Source organism: Ruminococcus bromii (assembly GCF_002834225.1).
Lineage (GTDB): Bacteria > Bacillota > Clostridia > Oscillospirales > Acutalibacteraceae > Ruminococcoides > Ruminococcoides bromii.
In genome coordinates this window covers 1-22,463 of sequence record NZ_NNSR01000023.1, presented here as the reverse complement: position 1 = coordinate 22,463, position 22,463 = coordinate 1, and the positions used below count along the sequence as shown (strand labels likewise).

Annotated in this window: 18 protein-coding genes, 1 tRNA gene and 1 rRNA gene; 12 read left to right on the top strand and 8 right to left on the bottom strand. The window is 42.8% G+C overall.

The window, feature by feature from the left end; all coding sequences use genetic code 11:
* The first annotated feature begins 7 nt into the window (after positions 1-7).
* From RBATCC27255_RS01210 to RBATCC27255_RS01200, 3 genes are all read left to right on the top strand, one after another.
* A complete protein-coding gene (locus RBATCC27255_RS01210; protein WP_242956371.1) occupies positions 8-1,180 on the top strand; it encodes an aspartate aminotransferase family protein in 1,173 nt (390 codons plus the stop codon).
* Positions 1,180-2,109, top strand: a complete 930-nt coding sequence (gene argF / locus RBATCC27255_RS01205) for an ornithine carbamoyltransferase (RefSeq protein WP_015523074.1) — start codon at positions 1,180-1,182, stop codon at positions 2,107-2,109. The genes RBATCC27255_RS01210 and argF overlap by 1 nt, the downstream gene beginning before the upstream one ends.
* 204 nt (positions 2,110-2,313) lie before the next feature.
* A complete protein-coding gene (locus tag RBATCC27255_RS01200; protein WP_169923197.1) occupies positions 2,314-3,012 on the top strand; it encodes a YoaK family protein in 699 nt (232 codons plus the stop codon).
* A 236-nt stretch (positions 3,013-3,248) separates the two neighbouring features.
* Here RBATCC27255_RS01200 and RBATCC27255_RS01195 read toward each other — a convergent pair whose 3' ends face one another.
* Positions 3,249-3,947, bottom strand: a complete 699-nt coding sequence (locus RBATCC27255_RS01195) for a CpXC domain-containing protein (protein ID WP_101028370.1) — start codon at positions 3,945-3,947, stop codon at positions 3,249-3,251.
* 192 nt (positions 3,948-4,139) lie between these two features.
* Between RBATCC27255_RS01195 and RBATCC27255_RS01190 the strand changes: the two genes are divergently transcribed.
* The 4 genes from RBATCC27255_RS01190 (at position 4,140) to RBATCC27255_RS01175 (ending at position 10,163) form a co-directional block, all read left to right on the top strand.
* Positions 4,140-4,754: a hypothetical protein gene (locus RBATCC27255_RS01190; protein ID WP_101028369.1), complete on the top strand. Its 615-nt coding sequence runs from the start codon at positions 4,140-4,142 to the stop codon at positions 4,752-4,754.
* 236 nt (positions 4,755-4,990) lie between these two features.
* Positions 4,991-7,894: an acyl-CoA dehydratase activase gene (locus RBATCC27255_RS01185; protein ID WP_101028368.1), complete on the top strand. Its 2,904-nt coding sequence runs from the start codon at positions 4,991-4,993 to the stop codon at positions 7,892-7,894.
* A 17-nt stretch (positions 7,895-7,911) separates the two neighbouring features.
* Positions 7,912-9,237 carry a 2-hydroxyacyl-CoA dehydratase gene (locus tag RBATCC27255_RS01180; RefSeq protein WP_101028367.1) on the top strand — a complete coding sequence of 442 codons (1,326 nt, stop codon included), beginning with the start codon at positions 7,912-7,914 and terminating at the stop codon, positions 9,235-9,237.
* A gap of 125 nt (positions 9,238-9,362) precedes the next feature.
* Positions 9,363-10,163 (top strand): DUF2238 domain-containing protein, encoded by an 801-nt coding sequence (locus RBATCC27255_RS01175; protein ID WP_101028366.1) that lies wholly within the window; start codon positions 9,363-9,365, stop codon positions 10,161-10,163.
* Positions 10,164-10,327: 164 nt separating this feature from the next.
* On the opposite strand, the gene RBATCC27255_RS01170 is transcribed toward RBATCC27255_RS01175, so the two are convergent.
* The 3 genes from RBATCC27255_RS01170 to RBATCC27255_RS01160 form a co-directional block, all read right to left on the bottom strand.
* The gene (locus tag RBATCC27255_RS01170; protein WP_101028365.1) at positions 10,328-10,885 is read right to left on the bottom strand and encodes a hypothetical protein; all 558 of its coding nucleotides are present in this window, start codon (positions 10,883-10,885) and stop codon (positions 10,328-10,330) included.
* Between the two features lie 232 nt (positions 10,886-11,117).
* The gene (locus RBATCC27255_RS01165) at positions 11,118-12,266 is read right to left on the bottom strand and encodes a 3D domain-containing protein (RefSeq protein WP_169923196.1); all 1,149 of its coding nucleotides are present in this window, start codon (positions 12,264-12,266) and stop codon (positions 11,118-11,120) included.
* A gap of 477 nt (positions 12,267-12,743) precedes the next feature.
* Positions 12,744-13,556, bottom strand: coding sequence for an AraC family transcriptional regulator (locus RBATCC27255_RS01160; protein ID WP_101028363.1), 813 nt, complete (start codon positions 13,554-13,556; stop codon positions 12,744-12,746).
* Positions 13,557-13,693: 137 nt separating this feature from the next.
* On the opposite strand from RBATCC27255_RS01160, the gene RBATCC27255_RS01155 reads away from it, so the two are divergent.
* Positions 13,694-14,530: a helix-turn-helix domain-containing protein gene (locus tag RBATCC27255_RS01155; protein WP_101028362.1), complete on the top strand. Its 837-nt coding sequence runs from the start codon at positions 13,694-13,696 to the stop codon at positions 14,528-14,530.
* A gap of 65 nt (positions 14,531-14,595) precedes the next feature.
* Here RBATCC27255_RS01155 and RBATCC27255_RS01150 read toward each other — a convergent pair whose 3' ends face one another.
* The 3 genes from RBATCC27255_RS01150 to RBATCC27255_RS01140 form a co-directional block, all read right to left on the bottom strand.
* Complete coding sequence (locus RBATCC27255_RS01150; protein ID WP_101028361.1) at positions 14,596-15,444, bottom strand: alpha/beta hydrolase; 849 nt, start codon at positions 15,442-15,444, stop codon at positions 14,596-14,598.
* A gap of 14 nt (positions 15,445-15,458) precedes the next feature.
* Positions 15,459-16,373 carry an Ig-like domain-containing protein gene (locus RBATCC27255_RS01145; protein ID WP_101028360.1) on the bottom strand — a complete coding sequence of 305 codons (915 nt, stop codon included), beginning with the start codon at positions 16,371-16,373 and terminating at the stop codon, positions 15,459-15,461.
* 87 nt (positions 16,374-16,460) lie between these two features.
* Positions 16,461-17,114 carry a Crp/Fnr family transcriptional regulator gene (locus RBATCC27255_RS01140; protein ID WP_101028359.1) on the bottom strand — a complete coding sequence of 218 codons (654 nt, stop codon included), beginning with the start codon at positions 17,112-17,114 and terminating at the stop codon, positions 16,461-16,463.
* Between the two features lie 106 nt (positions 17,115-17,220).
* On the opposite strand from RBATCC27255_RS01140, the gene leuC reads away from it, so the two are divergent.
* Positions 17,221-18,486, top strand: a complete 1,266-nt coding sequence (gene leuC / locus RBATCC27255_RS01135) for a 3-isopropylmalate dehydratase large subunit (RefSeq protein ID WP_101028358.1) — start codon at positions 17,221-17,223, stop codon at positions 18,484-18,486.
* A 19-nt stretch (positions 18,487-18,505) separates the two neighbouring features.
* Positions 18,506-18,985: a 3-isopropylmalate dehydratase small subunit gene (gene leuD / locus RBATCC27255_RS01130; protein ID WP_015522977.1), complete on the top strand. Its 480-nt coding sequence runs from the start codon at positions 18,506-18,508 to the stop codon at positions 18,983-18,985.
* Between the two features lie 115 nt (positions 18,986-19,100).
* Here the strand turns inward: leuD and RBATCC27255_RS01125 are convergent, their stop codons facing one another.
* Positions 19,101-20,249 (bottom strand): zinc ribbon domain-containing protein, encoded by a 1,149-nt coding sequence (locus RBATCC27255_RS01125; protein WP_101028357.1) that lies wholly within the window; start codon positions 20,247-20,249, stop codon positions 19,101-19,103.
* A gap of 495 nt (positions 20,250-20,744) precedes the next feature.
* Here RBATCC27255_RS01125 and RBATCC27255_RS01120 point away from each other — a divergent pair.
* Together RBATCC27255_RS01120 and RBATCC27255_RS01115 are read left to right on the top strand one after the other, a co-directional pair.
* A 16S ribosomal RNA gene (locus RBATCC27255_RS01120) occupies positions 20,745-22,274 on the top strand.
* A gap of 113 nt (positions 22,275-22,387) precedes the next feature.
* Positions 22,388-22,463 (top strand) — tRNA-Ala (locus RBATCC27255_RS01115).

Sequence of the window (22,463 nt, the reverse complement as noted above, 5' to 3'; positions counted from 1 at the left end):
GGCTAACTTGACTACAAAAGAGAAAGATTTAAAATATATTATGCACACATACGGTCGCTACGATGTTGCTCTCAAAAGTGCAAAAGGCGTTACCGCATATGACGAAAATGGCAAAAAGTACATTGATGTTTCATCGGGTATCGGTGTAAACAGCCTTGGCTATTGTAATGACGGCTGGGTTGAGGCTGTTTCAAAGCAGGCAGGCACAATTCAGCATATGTCAAACTATTTTTACTGTTCACAGGCAAGTGACCTTGCCGAAAAGCTTTGCACACTTACAGGTCTTTCAAAGGTCTGCTTTGGCAACAGCGGTGCAGAGGCTAACGAATGCGCAATCAAAATTGCCCGTAAGTACAGCTTTGACAAGTACGGCGAGGGCAGAAATGAAATCGTAACGCTTAACAATTCCTTTCACGGCAGAACTGTTACAACTCTTGCCGCAACAGGTCAGGATGTTTTTCATAACTATTTCTTCCCGTTTACAGAGGGCTTTAAGTATGCAGACGCAGACGATATGGACGCTCTGAAAGCAGTTGTTTCGGACAAAACCTGTGCAGTAATGCTTGAACTCATTCAGGGCGAGGGTGGTGTAAATATCCTCGATCCCGAATATGTAAAAGAACTTGTTAAGTATTGCAACGATAACGATATTCTCGTTATTGTCGATGAGGTTCAGACAGGCGTAGGCAGAACAGGCAAACTGTTTGCTCATCAGAATTACGGTATCCTCCCCGACCTTATGACGGTTGCAAAGGGTCTTGGCGGCGGACTTCCTATCGGTGTTTGTATGTGCGGTGAAAAGCTCAAGGATGTTATGTCACCGTCAACTCACGGCACAACATTCGGCGCAAATCCTGTTGTTTGTGCAGGTGCAAACTATGTTCTTGACACAGTTGCAAATGACGAATTTCTTGCCGAGGTTGAGAAAAAAGGTCAGTATTTTGAGGACAAGCTCACAAAAATTGACGGCGTAAAGAGCGTTCGCAGAATGGGACTTATGATTGGTATTGAGCTTGAAAAGGGCGATGCACACGACATTGCAATCAAATGCGTTGAAAACGGCTTGCTTATTATCACGGCAAAAGATTTGCTCCGTATGCTCCCACCGCTTGTTATTGATTACAATGAAATTGACGAGGCGATTAATATACTCGAAAAAACAATAAAGGAGAACAACTAATGAAACACTTACTTAAACTTGAGGATTGGTCAACAGAAGAAATTATCAACACACTTAACCTTGCCGATCAGCTTAAATACGAGCAGAAACACGGCATTGAGCATAAAATTCTTAAGGGCAAATCTCTTGGTATGATTTTTGAAAAGTCAAGCACCCGTACCCGTGTTTCATTTGAGGTTGGTATGACACAGCTCGGCGGTTATCCGCTTTTCCTCTCATCAAATGACCTTCAGATTGGCAGAGGTGAGCCTGTTGAGGATACAGCCCGTGTTCTTTCCCGTTTTCTTGACGGTATTATGATTCGTACCTTTGAGCAGAAAGAGGTTGAGGCTCTTGCAGAGTACGGTTCAATCCCGATTATCAACGGTCTTACAGACTATTGTCATCCATGTCAGGTTCTCGCAGACCTTATGACAATTCGTGAATTCAAGGGCAAGCTTGAAGGACTCAAGATGTGCTTTATCGGTGACGGCAACAACATGATGAACTCGCTCATCGTCGGCGCACTCAGCACAGGCATGAGCTTCTCTGCCGCCTGTCCAAAGGATTATATGCCGCCTAAGCACATTATCGAGTTCGGTGAAAAGTACGGTAACGGCAAGTTTGAAATCGTAACAGATCCGCTTGAGGCCGCTAAGAATGCCGATATTGTTTATACAGATGTATGGGCATCAATGGGACAGGAAGAAGAAAAGAAAATCCGTGAGGCAGCATTCGCAGGCTATCAGGTCAACAAAGAGCTTATGGCTGTCACAAACAAGGATTGTATGGTTCTCCACTGCCTACCTGCTCACCGTGGCGAAGAGATTACTGCAGATGTATTTGAAGAACACGCAAACGAAATTTTTGAGGAGGCAGAAAACCGTCTTCACGCTCAGAAGGCTGTTCTTGTTGAATGTATGGCAGATGAAATGCCTGAAAAAGTTTGATGACAGTTTGATTCTTTAAAACTTCATAAAAAGCAAAAAAGTCACATTGTACAACAGTAAGACAGCTGTTTTGTGCAATGTGACTTAATTTTTATTGCAAAACGGAGTATAATTCCATTGGGGGATAATAGCAAAATCAGAATTGCAGGTGTATAATTATGTTAAACAATTACACGTTTTATGGCGAAAAAGGAAGTCTTTAAAATGACAAGAGAACAAAAACAGCATATCCTGCATTTTGCGGTCAGCTCTCTGGGCGGATTTATGGGCGGATATGCAATTTACAATCACTGTGATGTGTTCGGTAACGCACAGACAGCAAATATGATTCACCTTGTCAGCAAGATTTTTACGGGTGATTTTGAGGGCGTTGTGTTTATCGTCATCGCTCTCCTTACATATATTCTCGGCAATGTTTTCTTTGTAATTGCCGACCGTTTCATTAAGCTTGAAACCAAAACCGTCAGTCTTATTGCAAGTGCGGCTGCACTTCTGATTATCGGAATTTTCCCGAATATTTCAAACAACTACCTTGCAATTCTGCCGATTCTGTTTGTAACCCCTATTTTGTGGAACTCCTTCAGAACAGCCGGAAGTTATGTTACATCTCCGATTTTCTCGACAAACAACCTCCGTGTTGCAACGGTTTCAACATTCACGGGTATTATTGACAAGGACAAGGATATGCAGAAAAAGGCTAAATTTTATTGGCTTACGCTTGCAAGCTATCATATAGGTGTTGTCCTTGCCTGCGTTCCGAGTGCTTTTATGGGTGTGAACAGCATTTGGTTCGGTTTGGTAAGCATTGCCCTTTCAACAGTTTCATATATGTGGCTCTGCGGAGTGTTCGACAGAAAAGAATCTTTTGCAACATCCGAAAGCTTAGCCGCACAGTCGGAATGAGTTTGTCGAATTGAAAATTGACGGCGAGCCGCGGTTATCTCCTAATGAAATCCCAAAAAAGAACCCCCGAAGGTCGCCGCCTTCGGGGGTTTTACTTGCGTGAACCTGTTTACATAGTTTCTCTTTAGCTGTCTTGATTGCAGCACATAGGTTATTTGCTTGCAAGTGGTTTTATAATAATTTATTCGATACTATTATAATGCAATAAGTATATGAATATGTAAAGGTAAGAAAACTCACTCTTTCAATTTGTTAAGCTTTTCGATATGCTTCATGCGCTTGTAGCGATAGAGAATATTCTCCGCCCATTCACGGTCAATTTTGAGGAAGCCTTTGAGCTTTTTATCCTTATATGCAAGCGAATCGACAATTTTCTTCGATTTTACATAGATTTCAAGCCTTGCTGTCTGAACATACGGTGTATGCTTTTCACCTGTAAAATATGTAAATCCCATTGTGTTGCGTTCGCGGTCGTACATTGAAAGGTAGCCGTCATGGATTTCTGCACCGCCGAGTTTTTTCGAAACGGTTTGGCTGATTGCAAGCTTTGTAAGCTCAACCGACATATCGTCAAGTCCTGATTCAAAGATGAAAATTTTTTCCTTGAACGAATTGAATGACGGAACAATACGCTTGCTGATGTTGCGAAGATTGCTGTATTTTTCTTCAAGCTCATTGTCACAAAGCTGAAAATGATCAATTTTCGGAATGAAATATACCATAAAACGATTCTTCATATCATTGTAAAGAATCGGATATGTGAGCCTTGCAGAGTATCCGCATGACGGACATTTCCACGCAAAAAGCTCACCGTCAAGCGCCCTTCTGCGCACACCCTTTGTTACGGACGGGTTGATGCTGGTATAAACATCAGCCTTGCTCATTTCACCGCACATAGGGCAGACGATTGCCTTGGTAATTTTCTTTTCAGGCATCCAAACCACCTCTTTAACACTCTATGAAACTAATTATAGCAATTGACTGTGATTTTAACAAGTAAATTTTAAAAAAATGTTGATTTTATCAAAAAAATCTGTCATAATAATGTAAATAGGTATAATATTATTCGCCGCTTCGGGATGTGTTGCTGCGTTTGCACAGGCGGCGATTTTAAAGGAGAGTTTGCTATGACAATACTTGACAGTGTAAAAGGAACAGTAAATACAGCCGTTGACACAATCTCAACGGTAGCTCAGACAATAGTTGAAAAGAACAGAACAAATGCAAAGCTCAACAGATTAAGACTTGTTATGAAGAGCGAGAGCGAGCTTATGAACAGAGCTTATATTGCTCTCGGAAAGGTTATGTATGACAGCAGGAAGAAAGGCACGGACATTGATGATGCCGAGTGTGAAAAGCTTTTGAAGGTTATTGACTCTTCAAAGGCAAAAATCGCAAAGGCAAGAGAATGCTACAGACAGATTGTTGACAGTTCAAACGATATTTTCTACGGCAATCCTGATGTTGTTCCCGAAGTTAAAAAGGACGATATTGTTGATATTACGGTGGCCTGCTCAAATGAGAACGAGTACAAATCTTCTCCCTTCAAAGAGGAAAAGCCGGCTGAGGAGTCTGCAAAAGAAGAGGCTGACGCTTTGCAGGAGAAAGCAGAGCCTGAGCATGTTACGAAGATTTGCGACCTCAAAGCAGAGCTCGAAGCTAAGCGTGAGGAAGGGTTTGCGGAGTCAGCCGATACAGAAGAGGATGACGACAGCGAATCGCCCCACGGTGAACTTTTTTAATACACAATATTAAAATTTTAAAGCTGACAACCTGCCAATTTCGGCAGGTTTTTCTGCATTTTTAAAGTATAATTATACATTATGCCCCTTATGTGTATTGAATTTTTGTTGCAAAAATGGTAAAATTCATCAAAGAAGAAAATATTCCAAATTAGAATTATTTTCTTAGCAAAAAATACTATAATTAATTAGATATGCACAATGAGATTACTATGTATTGATTTCGGAGGCACAAGTTGAAATTAGGATTGGATATTGGCTCAACAACAATAAAATGTGTTGTGCTTGACGATGAAAACAAATTGATATACAGCACATACGAAAGGCACTATTCCCGTATTACCGAAAAGATTGCCGAAATTCTTGCGCTTGTACGAACTAAGATTGACGGCGTTGAAAATGCCGCAGTTGCTCTTTCGGGTTCTGCCGGAATGGGTGTTGCCGAGTCTGTCGGCATCGACTTTATTCAGGAGGTTTACGCAACAAGAGTTGCCGCTAATACTTTTATTCCCGGTACTGATGTTGTAATCGAACTCGGCGGTGAGGACGCAAAAATTTTGTTCCTAACAAATGGACTTGAGGTAAGAATGAACGGCACCTGCGCCGGCGGCACGGGTGCGTTTATTGACCAGATGGCAACGCTTCTCAATGTTAAGCTTGAGGATATGGACGAGCTTGCCAAGCAGCACGAAAAAACATATACAATAGCTTCAAGGTGCGGTGTGTTTGCAAAGACCGATATCCAGCCCCTTCTCAATCAGGGAGCAAGAAAGAGCGACATTGCAGAGAGCATTTTCAATGCGGTTGTAAGCCAGACCGTTGCAGGTCTTGCACAGGGCAGAGAGATTGAAGGTCAGATTGTATATCTCGGCGGACCTCTTACATTTATGAGCGAACTGCGAAACTGCTTTGACCGCACACTCGGAACAAAGGGAATCTGCCCCGAAAATTCGCTTTACTATGTTGCAAGCGGTGCGGCTTTGTGCGCCGAAAAAGCTATAGATTTTGACAAGGTTATCGAAAAAGTAAAGAACTACCGCGGCAGCGGCAACTTTGCCTTCAATCAGCCGCTTTTTAACAATGAAGAGGAGTACAGGAAATTCTGTGACCGTCACGCAAGGGCGGATGTTAAGCAGAAAGAACTCAAGGGCTACAAGGGCAAAGCCTATATCGGTATGGACGCCGGCTCAACAACCGTAAAGGGTGTTGTTCTCAACGATGACGGCGAGCTGCTGTATTCAAAATATCTCCCCTCAAAGGGAAGCCCTGTTGAAATTATGAAGGGATTCCTTGACGAGATTTACGAAATCAATCCCGAAATAAATGTTGTTTCTTCTGCCGTAACAGGTTACGGTGAGGATATTATAAAAAATGCATTTGCGGTTGATTACGGTGTGGTTGAAACAATTGCCCACTTTACCGCCGCAAAATACTTTATGCCCGATGTTGAATTTATCATTGACATCGGCGGTCAGGATATCAAGTGCTTTAAGATACATAACGGTGCAATTGACAACATTTTCCTTAACGAGGCTTGTTCATCGGGCTGCGGAAGCTTTTTGCAGACCTTTGCAAACGCTCTCGGCTATGAGATTGCCGACTTTGCAAAGCTCGGACTTTTTGCAAAGCGACCCGTTGACCTCGGTTCACGCTGTACCGTATTTATGAATTCAAGCGTTAAGCAGGCTCAGAAGGACGGTGCTACAATTGAGGATATCTCGGCAGGTCTTTCACTCAGCGTTGTAAAGAATGCCCTTTACAAGGTTATTCGTGCGTCAAGCCCCGACGAACTCGGCAGGCGTGTTGTGGTTCAGGGCGGTACTTTCCTGAACGATGCCGTTTTGCGTGCATTTGAACAGGAAATGGGCGTTGAAGTTGTCCGTCCTAACATTGCAGGACTTATGGGCGCTTACGGTGCGGCTCTTTACGCAAAGAAAAAGTCAAAAGGCATTGGCAGGAGTACGATTACCGATAAAAAGGGTCTTGATGAATTTGTTCACGAAATCAAGGTTGCAAACTGCGGTATGTGCAACAACAACTGCCGTCTTACAATAAATTCATTCGGCAAGGGCAGAAAGTTCATTGCAGGAAACCGTTGTGAAAGACCAATCACAAAGAAAGCTCCTGCAAACGATATGAATATGTATGCCTACAAGCTGAATCTTATTGATTCCTACAAGCCTGTTGAGGGCTTGAGAGGCAAGCTCGGGATTCCTATGGCGCTCAATATGTACGAGCTTTATCCGTTCTGGTACAGATTCTTTACAGAGCTTAAATTTGAGGTATTCCACTCACCGTATTCGACAAGAAAGCTTTATCAGAGAGGTCAGCAGACAATTCCGAGCGATACTGTTTGTTTCCCTGCAAAGCTTGTTCATGGACATATTCAGACTCTTATTGATATGGGTGCAGAAACAATTTTCTACCCGTGTCTTTCCTATAACTTTGACGAGCATCTCGGTGACAATCATTACAACTGTCCTGTTGTAGCCTATTATCCCGAGGTTATAAAGAACAATATGAAGGACATTCGCAAGGTGCATTTTATCAAGGAATATTTTGGTATTCACCGCCCGAATGATTTTCCGAAAAAGGCTTACGAAAGGCTTTCTTTCCATTTTCCCGACATTACTCTCAATGAAATCAGAAATGCGGCAAAGCTTGCATATCAGGAGCAGGAAAATTACAGAAAAAAGGTTATTGACAAGGGCAATGAGATTATTGCCAAGGCTGAAAAAGAGGGCAAAAAGATTTTTGTTCTTGCAGGCAGACCATATCATATTGATCCCGAAATTAACCACGGAATCGACAGACTTATCTCAGGCTTTGATGTTGCAATCGTCAGCGAGGATGTTATTTCCCCGAGAGTTGAACATTTCCGGACTCATGTTCTCAACCAGTGGACATACCACGCGAGACTTTATGCGGCGGCAAAATATGTTACAACAAGAAAGGACATGGAGCTTGTTCAGCTTGTATCCTTCGGCTGCGGTGTTGATGCGATTACAACCGATGAGGTAAGAGAAATTCTTGAAAGCAAAAATAAGATTTACACTCAGATTAAGATAGATGAAATTACGAACCTCGGAGCAGTTAAAATCCGAATCCGCAGTTTGCTTGCTGCACTTGAAAACGATTGATGAAAGGAAATTCTGTTATGGCAGAGTTGAAGTATGACAAAAAAACAGGTCGTTTGCTGTTTACAAAGCAGATGAAAAAGGAATATACAATCCTTATGCCCAATATGGCGCCTATTCATTTTAAAATACTTGAAAAGGTGTTCAACTACTATGGCTATAAGTCTGATTTGCTCAACACAACAGGTCCGGAGATTGCACAGACAGGTCTTAAATATGTTCACAACGACACCTGTTATCCGGCTTTGCTGGTTATCGGTCAGTTCATCAATGCTTTGCAGAGCGGAAAGTATGATGTTCACAAGGTTGCCCTGATGATTACTCAGACGGGCGGCGGATGTCGTGCCTCTAACTACATTTTCCTTTTGAGAAAGGCTCTCAAAAAGGCAGGCTTTGAGTTTGTTCCCGTAATTTCGCTTTCGTTCGGTATGGAACACAACAGCGGCTTTTCACTCACACTTCCGCTTATCCGCAGATTTGTCGGCGGTCTTGTGTACGGCGACCAGTTAATGTTGCTTTCAAACCAGACAAAGCCCTATGAGGTGAACAAGGGCGAGAGTATGGCTCTTGTAGATGAGTGGACGGATAAGATTTCCGATATGCTCATTCAGGGCAAGGGCTACACGCTTGAAGAAATTGACGAAACCCTTGATAAAATTACAAAGTCATTCACAAAAATTGAGCTTAACAAAGTGCCGAAGGTTAAAGTCGGCATAGTTGGTGAGATTTATGTAAAATATTCAAAAATGGCTAACAACGGCCTTGAGGACTTTCTTGCAGAACAGGATTGCGAGGTTTGCGTACCCGGTCTTATGGGTTTTGCATCATTTAAGGTTGATAACCGTATTGAGGATTATAAGATGTTCGGAGGAAGCAGAGTTAAATACAAATTCTGTTCGATGCTTCTTAATTACCTCACAAAGCTTGAGGGACTTATGGTTGATGCCGCTGAAAAGTACAGCTTTGTTCCGCCACACAGATACGCTCACACAAAGGAGCTTGTAAAAGGTGTTATCGGCTACGGCAGTAAGATGGGCGAGGGCTGGCTTCTTACAGCCGAGATGATTGAGCTTGCCGATACAGGCTATGAGAATATCGTATGCACACAGCCCTTCGGATGTCTGCCAAATCATATCAACGGCAAGGGCGCAATCAGAAAAATTAAAGAAATCAGACCGAATGCCAATATCGTTACCATCGACTATGATCCGGGTGCGCCGAAAGTAAATCAGGAGAACCGTATCAAGCTGATGCTTGCTGTCGGCAAAGAGGAACTCAAGAAAAAGCTTGAGGCTGAAAAAAATGCCGAAAAATCCGAATCGTCAGAGAAGTCAGAGAAAAAGTAATTTAATATCAATGCTTATGAGTCATCGCAGAATTGCGGTAATATCAGGAAGAAAAAACTAATACAATTTTACAGGGGTTTATATTATTAAAAAGGGAAAAATAAGTGTAAAAATCGGGGGATATTATGAAAAAACGACTTAAAGGCTTTTTTCAAAGGCTTGCACGGTGGCTGAATGTGCGTGAAATGCGACAGCACAAGGTCAAGGCAGGTGTTTATATAGTGATACGGCTCATACTCGCGTTATTGATTATCTCCGGCATATTAAACGGTAAATGGGAAAATGTCATGACCTGTGCGCTGACGCTCGGTCTGTTGACTCTGCCGTTGTTTGTTGACAGAAAATTGTCGGTGGCTTTGCCGAGTGTGCTTGAAATAATCGTTGTACTGTTTGTATTTGCGGCAAATGTTATGGGCGAACTCGGTGCGTTCTACGAGAAAATCCCGATATGGGATTCGATTCTTCATGCCGTGAACGGGTTTATCTGTGCAGGCGTCGGATTCGGCTTGACTGATATTCTCAACAGAAGTGAGCGGGTGAAATTGAGCCTTTCGCCTATGTTTGTATGCCTGTTTTCGTTCTGCTTTTCAATGACAGTCGGTGTTGTGTGGGAGTTTTTTGAGTTTGGTGCGGATATGCTTTTCGGAAAAGATATGCAAAAGGACACCGTGGTTACGGTGATACATTCGGGCTTGATTTCAGGCAAGCCGAATGTGATAATGCACATCAGAGATATAACTTCAACCGTTGTAAACGGTGAAAATCTCGGCGTCAACGGTTATCTTGACATCGGCTTGATTGACACAATGAAAGACCTGCTCGTGAATTTTGCGGGTGCAATAGTTTTTGACACCGTAGGCTGGTTCTGTCTAAAGGGCAGAAGCGCAGGCTTTTTGCGGAATTTCATACCGGTCAAAAAGCAATGAAGCGTATGAATTGCTTTTTTGACCGTATAATCTCCGCTCCGTCAATCAAAACGGTTGTAAAATCAGCTTTCATTGTTTTGCAACGAAAAAGGGCTGTCACAGAATTTTTCCATTCTGCGACAGCCCTAACTATACTGTGTCACAAATTATTTACATATATAACATTACTTTTTAAAAGCCTTGAAATCCTTGATAACCTGATCGCGGTGCTTGTAGTTATCCTTTGTTTTATCGGGATTTGTCTTATCAATTGAAGCGTCAGTATAAATCATAAGATAGTTCCCGTTGTCAGAAAGGTAGGCTGTAACGCTCGGAAGTCCGTAGATACTGAATGTACCGTCAGCCTTAACAGAGTTGAGAATCTTATTAGCAGTATCGTTAGTAGCTTTTGTATCGTAACGGTAAAGTTCAATTATGATATTAGTACCCGAATACTTAGCGGCAAACTTTTTGCCCTCTGCAGCGCCGATAGCAGACGCGTCCATCTTAATGCTGTTATCCTTATTGTCAATGTACTGCTTTGCAACAAAATAATCAACAAGACCGTCAAGGTTATCGCTGTACTTTTGGTCGCTGACCGATGATGTCGTTGGCTGAGTGCTGTCCTCGCCATTCTGCGAAGAACTGTTACTGTCTTTATAAAGTGCGTCATTATAGCTGCAGCCTGCTGCAGTAACCGCAAGAATACCTGCACATAAAATTGCTGTAAGAATTCTCTTCATAATATTTTTCCTTTCGGTTCATTCTTTCGTTCTGTCATAAGTACAGTATATTATACCGCATATTTTCCGATAAATCAATATATAAATCAAAAACAATAGGGACTGTGAAGAAACAGCCTAACAAAAACAGGAAGGCACATAACCGAAAGCAATGACGGTTATGTACCTTTTGAGGTATTTATAAATGTACGTTGCAAACCTTTTTCACGAAAATGTCTGCACAAGTCAAAAATTAACCTACTATATACACATTGACATTTCGTCTGCCAAAGTTGACGCATTCATTATATGTGTTGTAGAAGCAGTCAACAATTGCAGTTCCTGCCATAAGCGCACCGCCTGTGTCAACGGCTGTTGCGTAGCCGTAAACAAAGCTGCCGTCTGTTGAAACAATGTAAAGCTTTGAACCGTACGGTATAATGTTCGGGTTTACCGCAACACCGCCGTGATATGCTGTTACACCTGTGGCTGTAAGTGAACCCGCAGGAGCGGTATATGCCGTCCCTGAGCCTGTTACAACAGAGGAGTAAGCAACCGTGTTGCCGTTATTATCAGTAAATGTGCCTGCCGGATTGCTGACATTAGAACCTTTTGTTCCCATAAGCACAACCCTGTCAACAGGTTTTTTTGTGATTTTTTTATCGACCGTTTCGGATGACACCTTTTTGCCGTCAATATATTTGCATTTTTCCGTTACAAGAGCCTCACCCTTTTTGCCCTCGGTCTGAACCTTTGTTTTGCCAAGGTCAACATCCTTTGAATTTTTTTTGACTGTTTTAAAGTCAACCGATTGAGTTTTGGTTTCATTCTTGTAAATCACGCGTTTGATAACAATTTTGTCGGCATCTTCAATGCTGCTGTTTCTGTCAACATTAAGAATGTCATCATCAGAAAGCGTGTAGCCGAGCTCGGCAAGAACAGCACAAACATTGCCGTTTGGAGCATATACGCTGTCCGTTCTGCCATCGGCAGTAACCGAAAGCTTTTTGCCCTTGTAAATCTTAACAGTAAGATTCTTTGCAATCGGTGTTGAAAGCGCAGGCTCAACCACTTCGTCATGCGCAGGCTTGATTCCTGTTCTCTCAAGCACATCGGCAACTGTGCCTTTTGCAAGACTTACATTGCGGCGTTTGCCGTTGCAGTCAATTTTGATTTCAACAGCCTTGAGCATTCTGCTTGTAAAACCTGTTTCATCAAGTCCTGCATAAATAATGTCGCCGTTCGCAAGCTCCACACCTTCCGATGTTACAGCCTGCTTTGCGTCTGCACTAAAATCAGCGGCAGCAGCCACCGAATAAATTGAGCCTGTAATAATTGCAGCTGCAAGTGCAAAAGTCGTTACAGAACGCAGGGGACGAAAGTTTTCTTTCTTTTTCTGCATAATAAATTTCTCCTGACTTGCAATTTTCTTAGGTTGATTTTGCATGAAAATTGCATATTTTATTCATAAACCTTCACTAAAGAGCCGACCTGCTCTTTACAGGCACACATTATAAAACTGTGTTTTGTGAATGTCAAACTGTATAGTAAGAGAAATTTTGTGCAACTTCACGATATTTTCGCCTTTATTTTCTGTATTTGCAATATAACCTTGTTTCTTCACGGGAATTATCCTGCAAATTTATATGCAATTTGCAAGAAATTCACTTTTACCGTTTCGTTACCACTTTGTAACCGTTTTGTAACTGTATTTGCATAGAGAAAAACAGCAGGCAAAACAGGCATTTTTAATACTCATAACGCAAAGAAAGCGAGAACATAAACGCCCCCACTTTCTTTAAAGATAACGCATACCATATATGATACACAAAAAATTATTACACATATATTTTGCCGCAATCGGCAAAAAGCTTCTTGTTCAATCAACATTATCGCTTAAATGCTTTTTACGGTATTCTGTAGGGGTAATGCCGTTGATTTTTTTGAACACCTTTGAAAAGTATAGCTGGTCGGAAAATCCCACTGACAGAGCGACATCTTTAACCTGAGCCGTAGTGCTGCTGAGCATAGTGCAGGCTCTTCTTATTCGGCATTGATTTATGTACCCGATTACCGATGTGCCTGTTTCTTCCTTAAAAAGGCGGTAAAGATAGGTGCGGTCAATCTGAATTTTTTCGGCAACGCTTTTTACGGTGCAGTCTGTTTCACGAAATTTTCTGTCTATATAATCTCTTGCCTGCATAACATAATTTGTTTCGGTTGATTTTCGGCTCGGATAATACTGCAGATAGTACGACAGTAATATCAGCACCTTGCCGTTGGTTCGGCAGATCGAATAGGCAGTTTCGCTTGATGAATCGCTGACATCAAAATATTGAAGAAAATTATCAACAGGCAGTTCGGGAGCAATGGGACGGTTTTTTGAAAAATTGGTGCGGCTTATCATTACGGCTATTTCAAATCCCGTAATTTCAACCCATTTGTACTCAAAAATATTGTTCGGATAAGCAACGATTTTTACGCTTGTAAACGGAAAAAGCATTACGGAATTTCCTCTTTTCACAGGATATTTTACACCGTCAATAATAAAAATTCCCTTGCCTGCCGTCACAAGGATTATCACATAGGTTTCGCGCATTGCAGGCTCAATTTCAAAGCTGTCCTTTGAAAATCGCCTACCGCTTGAAACGCATATATTTGACAGTGCCTTATAATTGTCGCTTTTTTTCACAAAACCACCTCAAATACAACATTTGTCCATAATTGCATAACATATTTATATAGATTTTCGAACATCTTCGCGTTATAATTATGTTATTATACAACAATTTCACATTTTTGACAACAGGAAATTCGGAGTGAAACATATTGAATTATAAGTACGAAATAATAAATTATGACCAAAACACACCTGCCAAGGTCATGTATCTTAACCTTTCTTCGGAAACACATAAAACCGAGCTGCATTGGCACAGAGAGCCTGAGCTTGTTTATGTTATCGAAGGTCAGGCGGAATGTCCGAGAAACGGTGAAACAACCATTGTAAACGAGGGGGATTTTATCCTCTTCAACAGCGAAGATGTTCACCTTGTTCGCCCTGTGGCAGGAACAAGAGTGCGTCTTGTATGTATTCAGCTTTCGTTTGAATATATGCGAATGTTTTGCAAGTCGATTGACAGCATTATATTCGATGTTTCGATATCTCCCGAAACAAAGCAGGAGCTTATAGATGTTCTTGATGAAATTGCGGATACAAACAAAAATGACGAGTACAGCACTCTGCTTCAGATTGCCCATGTCAACAAGATTTATTACCTGCTTTTGAAGCATTGCACCTGCTTTAAGAGAGCAAGCAACAATCCGATTATCCCGCGCAGGGATTTTTCGTATGCTAAGACAGCAATCGCATATATAAATGAAAACTACAAGCGAGAGATTCCGCTTAACGAGATTTCATCGGTAGTCAATCTTTCACCGTCATATTTTTCAAAGTATTTCAAAAGCATCACCAGAGTCAGTTTTTCGGAATATCTTGCAAACCTTCGTCTTGAAAATGCAATCAACGATATGCTTGACAAAAATTCAACCGTTTCTGCCGCTGCACTTGAAAACGGTTTTGCAAATGTAAAGTCGTTCATTACACAGTGCAAGAAGGTATACGGACGTACACCGGCGCAGTATAAAAAGAAGCTTCTCAACAGATAAAATTTTAAAGGCTCAGAACTTTGTACAGGTTCTGAGCCTTTTTGCATACGGCATACAGCCGTTTCTTATTGATAAAGTTTATCATTGAAAAATTTCGCCACCATATCCCACAGCTTTTCCTGTGCAAAAAATATGTCGGCGTGTTCCGCTCCGTTAATTGCAACCAATGTGACATCGCAACCGTTTTTCTCAAGCAAATCGTGCAATTCGGCACTTTGCGAAAAAGGAACGGTGGAATCGTCTGTTCCGTGAAAAATCATAAACGGCGGTGCTGACGGGGTTACATACGAAACGGGACAACACTTCATTGCCTTTTCCTTATTGAGTGCAACATTCATTCCGAGCATGAGCGACTCCATACTTGCCGCCGAAGTTAACGGCGATTCATATGGAAATGCCGAAACATCAGTCGGCGGATAAAAGGCACAGCAAGCCTGTACCTCGCTTGAACAGTCAAGATAATTTCCGACATCAAGAGCCTTATCATTATCTAAAGCGCACATGGCAGCAAGATAGCCTCCTGCGGATTCGCCTGCAACACCGATTTTGTTTTCATCTATATTATAACGGTCTGCGTGAGCCTTGATGTAGCGAATAGCCGCTTTTACATCCTCCAACGGCATCGGATATGCCCCTTCATTGCTTGTGCGATATTCAACACTTGCAACTGCAAAGCCCTCGAGTGCCAACTTTGCAAGATAAGCAAAATGGGCAGATTTATCCAGTCTTATCCAACCGCCACCGCAAAACCACACAATACACGGGGATTTTTTGTTTTTTAATTTTGGATAAATCAAGTCGAGTTTCAAGTCTCTTGTGGTGTGTCCGAACCATGCGTCAACCTGTGCATAGGTTATGTCGGATACGGTAAAATATCTCGGCTTTTCAATTTTAAGATTCATTTCAAGCTTCATAATATTATCCCTTATCAGTTGTATTTGCGGAGCAAGCCTATATTATATGTCTCAATCTCCGAAAGGTCGCTTTCGCTGAAATAATAGTTTTCATGATACCAGCTTTGGCTCTCATAGTATTTCTGAATTGATTTTGTTTTAAAAACATATCCGTGACGGGCATAGATTTCGTTGATTGCATCCTGAGCAAGCTCTGAACCAAGTCCCATAACCTCGTTGGCGTTCAGCTTTCTGATTGATGAATCAGGCAAAATAAAATCGTTGTCATAGTTGTAATAACGGGCTGTGGGATAACGGTCACGGCTTTCCTGCTTTACCGCCTGCGTCGGAGCTTCCGTTGAAGGCACGGTGGTTTTCTTTTCTGTATCTTTAACGGTAACCGTGCATGTAGCCTTCTTTCCGTTTTCCGTTTCGCAAGTGATTATTGCAACGCCCTCATTTTCGCCGAGTACCATTCCGTTGTTGTCAACACTTGCGGTTTCAGGGTCTGACGAAGACCACACAATGTTGTCCGACGGCGCATCAACAGGCTTCACCTTTGCCTCAAGCTGAATTTTGCTGCCCTTTTTAACGGAGGTTGAACTTTCGCTTACGGTAATGCCTTCAATCTCTTTGTCAAGGATTGTCACATTACACACCCTTTTAAGACCGCTTTCACTCTCTGCGGTTACAACTGCCGTTCCTTTTGCCTTGCCTGTAACCGTTCCGTCGTCAACGGTTACAATTTTGCTGTCTGATGTTGACCAATTGATTGTGCCGGCATCCGCCCCGTCGGGCTTGATTGTAACAGAAATATGTTTTGTATCTCCCACATGAAGCTCAAGCTCTTCGTAACTGAGTGACATACTCTCTACCTGTTTTGCAAAGCACGAACACAATACAAACGGAACTATTATCAGCATTGCCAAAATCGGCATTATTTTTTTCATAAATACTCCCCCTTACATATATATGTAAAATCCGCAACAGATTCTATCAACATTCTAACCTATTTAATTCGTTTTGTAAATAAATAATCAATCTCCCTGCACAATTTTTTTTAACAGTTCTCTGCTCTTTATAAGTATTCTTCGATATTCGGTAGAAATGCACCCTGCCTTTGCAAATCTGCTCAAGGCTTTGCTGACCGTAACCCTTGATACACCTACCGTGTTGGCAATTTCTTCATGTGTAATTGCAACAGAACCGTTATGTTCGCTTTCAAGCAACAGTCCGGCAATGCGTGCGTCCGCCTGCATAAAGGTCATCGAGTCAAGCTGTGACGACAAAAGTCTTATTCTGTTGGCAAGAATTTCAAGCAATTCAAACGCAAGCGTCGGGTGCTGTGCGATAATGTCGGTCAATCGCTTTTTGTCAATCATTATAACCTCTGTGCCTGTAACCGCCTTTGCGGAGCTGACCCTCGGCTTTTTGTCAAAGAAAGCACCCTCGCCGATAATCTCGCCGCGTCTTGCCGTGTTGAGAGTTTTTTCGTTGCCGTCAACGGAGTTCATATACACCTTTACACTGCCTTTTTTAATGTAGCAAAAGCTTTGCGCCGTGTCGCCCTGAAGATAGATTATCTCATCTTTTGCGTATTTTCTCACGCTTCCCGACTGCTCAATCAGCGACTGCATATTTTCGTGAACAGCACTGTTTGTGTGTCCGTAAGCATTTACCCTTTGTTCCATAACTTACCCCCGTCTATCGGTAATAATTTCCTTAATTGTAACATAGTTTACAATCTTTTTGCAAGGTGTATGCAATAATTAACTTAAAGAAAAGGAGTGATTTATTATGGGTATGACTATGTCACAGAAGATTCTTGCGGCTCACGCAGGACTCAGCGAAGTCAAGGCAGGTCAGCTTATTGAGGCAAAGCTTGATATGGTTCTCGGTAACGATGTAACATCTCCCGTAGCCATCAATGTTTTTGAGGAAAACGGTGCTACCTCAGTATTTGACAACACAAAAATCGCAATGATTATGGACCACTTTACACCTAATAAAGATATTAAGGCAGCCACACAGGTTAAACAGGTTCGCACATTTGCAGACAAATATGATATCAAAAACTACAGAGATGTAGGTCAGATGGGCATTGAACACGCACTTCTCCCCGAACAGGGACTTGTAGGACCGGGTTGTCTCTGCATCGGTGCTGACTCACACACCTGCACATACGGCGCACTCGGCGCATTCTCAACAGGCGTCGGCTCAACGGATATGGCTGCCGGCATGATCAGCGGTAAGGCTTGGTTCAAGGTTCCGTCAGCTATCAAATTCAACATCGTAGGCAAGCCACAGGGTTTTGTAAGCGGTAAGGATGTTATTCTCCACATCATCGGCAAAATCGGTGTTGACGGCGCACTTTACAAGTCAATGGAATTTACAGGCGAAGGTCTTAAATACCTCAACATTGACGACAGACTTTGCATTGCAAACATGGCAATTGAGGCAGGCGCAAAGAACGGTATTTTCCCTGTTGACGACATCACCCGTGAATACTGCAACGGCAGATATCAGGGTGCTCCTGTCGAATACACGGCAGACGAGGACGCTGTTTATGACGAGGAGTACACAATCGACCTTTCAACTCTCCGTCCCACAGTTGCATTTCCGCATCTTCCTGAAAATACAAGAACAGTTGATGAAATCGGCGAAAAAGAAGTTAAGATTGACCAGTGCGTAATCGGTTCATGCACAAACGGCAGAATTTCAGACCTGCGTGCCGCCGCAAACATTCTCAAGGGCAAGAAGATTGCAAAGAATGTTCGTTGCATCATCTTCCCCGGCACACAGCAGATTTGGCTTGACGCTATGCACGAAGGCCTTTTTGATATCTTCATTGAGGCAGGCGCAGTTGTTTCAACACCGACCTGCGGTCCGTGTCTTGGCGGTCATATGGGTATTCTTGCCGCAGGCGAAAGAGCAATTTCAACAACCAACCGTAACTTTGTCGGCAGAATGGGTCATGTTGACAGCGAAGTTTATCTTGCAAGTCCGGCTGTTGCCGCCGCAAGTGCTGTCGCAGGCTACATCATTGACCCCGAAAAGGTATAAGAAAGGCAGGTAACAAACAATGAACGCAAAAGGTACTGTACACAAGTTCGGCGACAATGTGGATACCGATGTAATTATCCCTGCTCGCTACCTTAACACCGCATCTCACAAGGAGCTTGCGGCTCACTGCATGGAGGACATTGACGCAGATTTCGTAAATAAGGTTAAAGAGGGCGACATTATGGTTGCCGAAAAGAACTTTGGTTGCGGTTCTTCCCGTGAACACGCGCCAATCGCAATCAAGGCAAGCGGAATTTCATGTGTAATCGCATCAACCTTTGCAAGAATTTTCTATCGTAACTCAATCAACATCGGTCTTCCGATTCTTGAATGTGATGAGGCTGCAAAGGATATCAAAGAGGGCGACACGGTTTCCGTAAACTTTGACACAGGCGTCATCACCAACGAAACAACAGGCAAAACATATCAGGCTGAGCCGTTCCCCGAGTTCATTCAGAACATTATCAAAAAAGGCGGTCTTATCAACTCGATTATGTAATTTGCCGATTTCAATTTTAATTTACGGCAAAACGACAGAATGGCTGTGAAGAACGAAGTCTTAAACTTCAGTTCTTCACAGCCACTTATTTTTCTATATAATATGTATAGCGATTTTATCTGAGCCTTGTTCCGCAGTTGCCGCAGAATTTCATACCGGAACCGCATTTTGTATGGCAATTCGGACAGATGACCGCGTCGGGAGTTTCGCTTGCATCGTCGGCAACAGCCTGTGTGTACGGATTTTCAAACTGAGCAGCTTTCGGTATGTTGTCGGAATGTGTTTCCATTGAACCGAAATCAACGCTCTTCGGTTGAAAATCAATCGGCTGCTGAACAGGCTGACTGTTGTTTGTCGGCATTTCATTTGTTACAGGGGCAACAGGCGGCACAGGAATATTGCTTTGCTCTGCTGTAGGCTCATAAGCCTGAGCTGCACCGAGATTTATACCCATTGTGTATTTCTTAATATACATATGATAGGAAATTGCAAGAGCAGCGAACAGTCCGTAAAAAACAGCAGACAGAACCGAATTGATTATCGTAATAACTGTGGCAGCGGAAACGAACATCGACTTAATGACTGCATTGCCTTCAAACGCATTATTGTAGTGAAAGCTCGGGTACTCGTCAGCAAGGCTGCGAAGAAGCTCTGAAATCTCTTGACCGTACGAATTTATAAATACAGCCATAGCAACCGTTGTTGCAATACTCATAACTGCAAGAAGAATTGAAGTTACACCAAGAAGAACAGAACCTCTGTCGGAAAGATAAACCGTTGTAGCGCCTTTTTTGATTGAGCCGGACCACATAAGCAGAGCAACAGAGTGAAGAAGCGTTACCAGAATAATAGGGGCAATAATTATTAAAAACGGTATAAAGTATCTGAAAGCGTTTTGCACAAAAAGTCCGATGGAAACGGTAAACCCTGTCAATGCAAGCACAGCAATGCTTGCTGCAACAATTCCGATAACAGCATATACCTTTATGAGCGTTACCATACCGCCGAACGGCATCGGATCGTTTGAACGGGATTTAACAAAAAGAAAAATCAGTGCAATACACAGGAGAATAGAAAGAGAGCTTCCGGCACCTGCGGATACAGAAATATTTGTACCGCCCGAGCCGGAGTTGAACTTAACCGTTTCGAACAAGGCAGCAATGCCCGACACGATTCCGCATATCAATGTAAGCGGTTTTGCAAAAAATCCTTTAAGTATCCGAATGTTCTGATGAAAAGGATAGTATGTGTTTTGGTAATTCATAAAATTTCCTCCGAAATGTTAATTTGTACTTTTATTTTATATTATTGAAAGAGAAAATACAATAGATTTTTTTGAAGCGTAGTATCATATATTTTCAGTTCGCACAACATATTGTGGTAAAAGGAAGAATTTTGTTTGAAAATCCACAAGGCAAAAAGTTTTTTGAAAAAAATTGATTTTTTTTGGAAAAAGGGGTTGACTTTTCTTGAAAAAGGTATATAATAGAGAATGTTCCGCGAAGGAAAACAACAAATCCTCTTAAAACAAAAGAGAGAATCAAGTTTTTCTTGTGCAAAGTGAACATAGGACCTTGAAAATTGAACAACGAGATATAGTAAAGAAACCCGTAATGACTTTGAGGAAAGCTCAAAGAATTACAGTGAGATGTACACTAAAAAGCATCAGGAATTACGGATATAGTCAGTGACATATTCGTCAATGAGCGATTAAAGCTCTGAAATTGATTTGAACAGCTGAAAGGCTGTTGAGATACAAATTTTAGAGAGTTTGATCCTGGCTCAGGACGAACGCTGGCGGCGTGCCTAACACATGCAAGTCGAACGGAACTGTTTTGAAAGATTTCTTCGGAATGAATTTGATTTAGTTTAGTGGCGGACGGGTGAGTAACGCGTGAGTAACCTGCCTTCAAGAGGGGGATAACATTCTGAAAAGAATGCTAATACCGCATGACATATCGGAACCACATGGTTCTGATATCAAAGATTTTATCGCTTGAAGATGGACTCGCGTCCGATTAGTTAGTTGGTGAGGTAACGGCTCACCAAGACCGCGATCGGTAGCCGGACTGAGAGGTTGAACGGCCACATTGGGACTGAGACACGGCCCAGACTCCTACGGGAGGCAGCAGTGGGGGATATTGCGCAATGGGGGCAACCCTGACGCAGCAACGCCGCGTGAAGGATGAAGGTTTTCGGATTGTAAACTTCTTTTATTAAGGACGAAAAATGACGGTACTTAATGAATAAGCTCCGGCTAACTACGTGCCAGCAGCCGCGGTAATACGTAGGGAGCAAGCGTTGTCCGGATTTACTGGGTGTAAAGGGTGCGTAGGCGGCTTTGCAAGTCAGATGTGAAATCTATGGGCTCAACCCATAAACTGCATTTGAAACTGTAGAGCTTGAGTGAAGTAGAGGCAGGCGGAATTCCCCGTGTAGCGGTGAAATGCGTAGAGATGGGGAGGAACACCAGTGGCGAAGGCGGCCTGCTGGGCTTTAACTGACGCTGAGGCACGAAAGCGTGGGTAGCAAACAGGATTAGATACCCTGGTAGTCCACGCTGTAAACGATGATTACTAGGTGTGGGGGGTCTGACCCCTTCCGTGCCGGAGTTAACACAATAAGTAATCCACCTGGGGAGTACGGCCGCAAGGTTGAAACTCAAAGGAATTGACGGGGGCCCGCACAAGCAGTGGAGTATGTGGTTTAATTCGAAGCAACGCGAAGAACCTTACCAGGTCTTGACATCCAACTAACGAAGTAGAGATACATTAGGTGCCCTTCGGGGAAAGTTGAGACAGGTGGTGCATGGTTGTCGTCAGCTCGTGTCGTGAGATGTTGGGTTAAGTCCCGCAACGAGCGCAACCCTTGCTATTAGTTGCTACGCAAGAGCACTCTAATAGGACTGCCGTTGACAAAACGGAGGAAGGTGGGGACGACGTCAAATCATCATGCCCCTTATGACCTGGGCTACACACGTACTACAATGGATGTTAACAGAGGGAAGCAAGACAGTGATGTGGAGCAAACCCCTAAAAACATTCTCAGTTCAGATTGCAGGCTGCAACCCGCCTGCATGAAGATGGAATTGCTAGTAATCGCGGATCAGAATGCCGCGGTGAATACGTTCCCGGGCCTTGTACACACCGCCCGTCACACCATGGGAGCCGGTAATACCCGAAGTCAGTAGTCCAACCTCGTGAGGACGCTGCCGAAGGTAGGATTGGCGACTGGGGTGAAGTCGTAACAAGGTAGCCGTATCGGAAGGTGCGGCTGGATCACCTCCTTTCTATGGAGACCAAATCAGATGAAACAAGCTGGTTTAAATTCCAAGGTCAGCATTACGAAAGATTTCTTTTCAAAACTCGTTGTTTAATTTTCAGGGTCCTGCCCGAGATATACGGGGGTATAGCTCAGCTGGGAGAGCACCTGCTTTGCAAGCAGGGGGTCAGCGGTTCGATCCCGCTTATCTCCACCA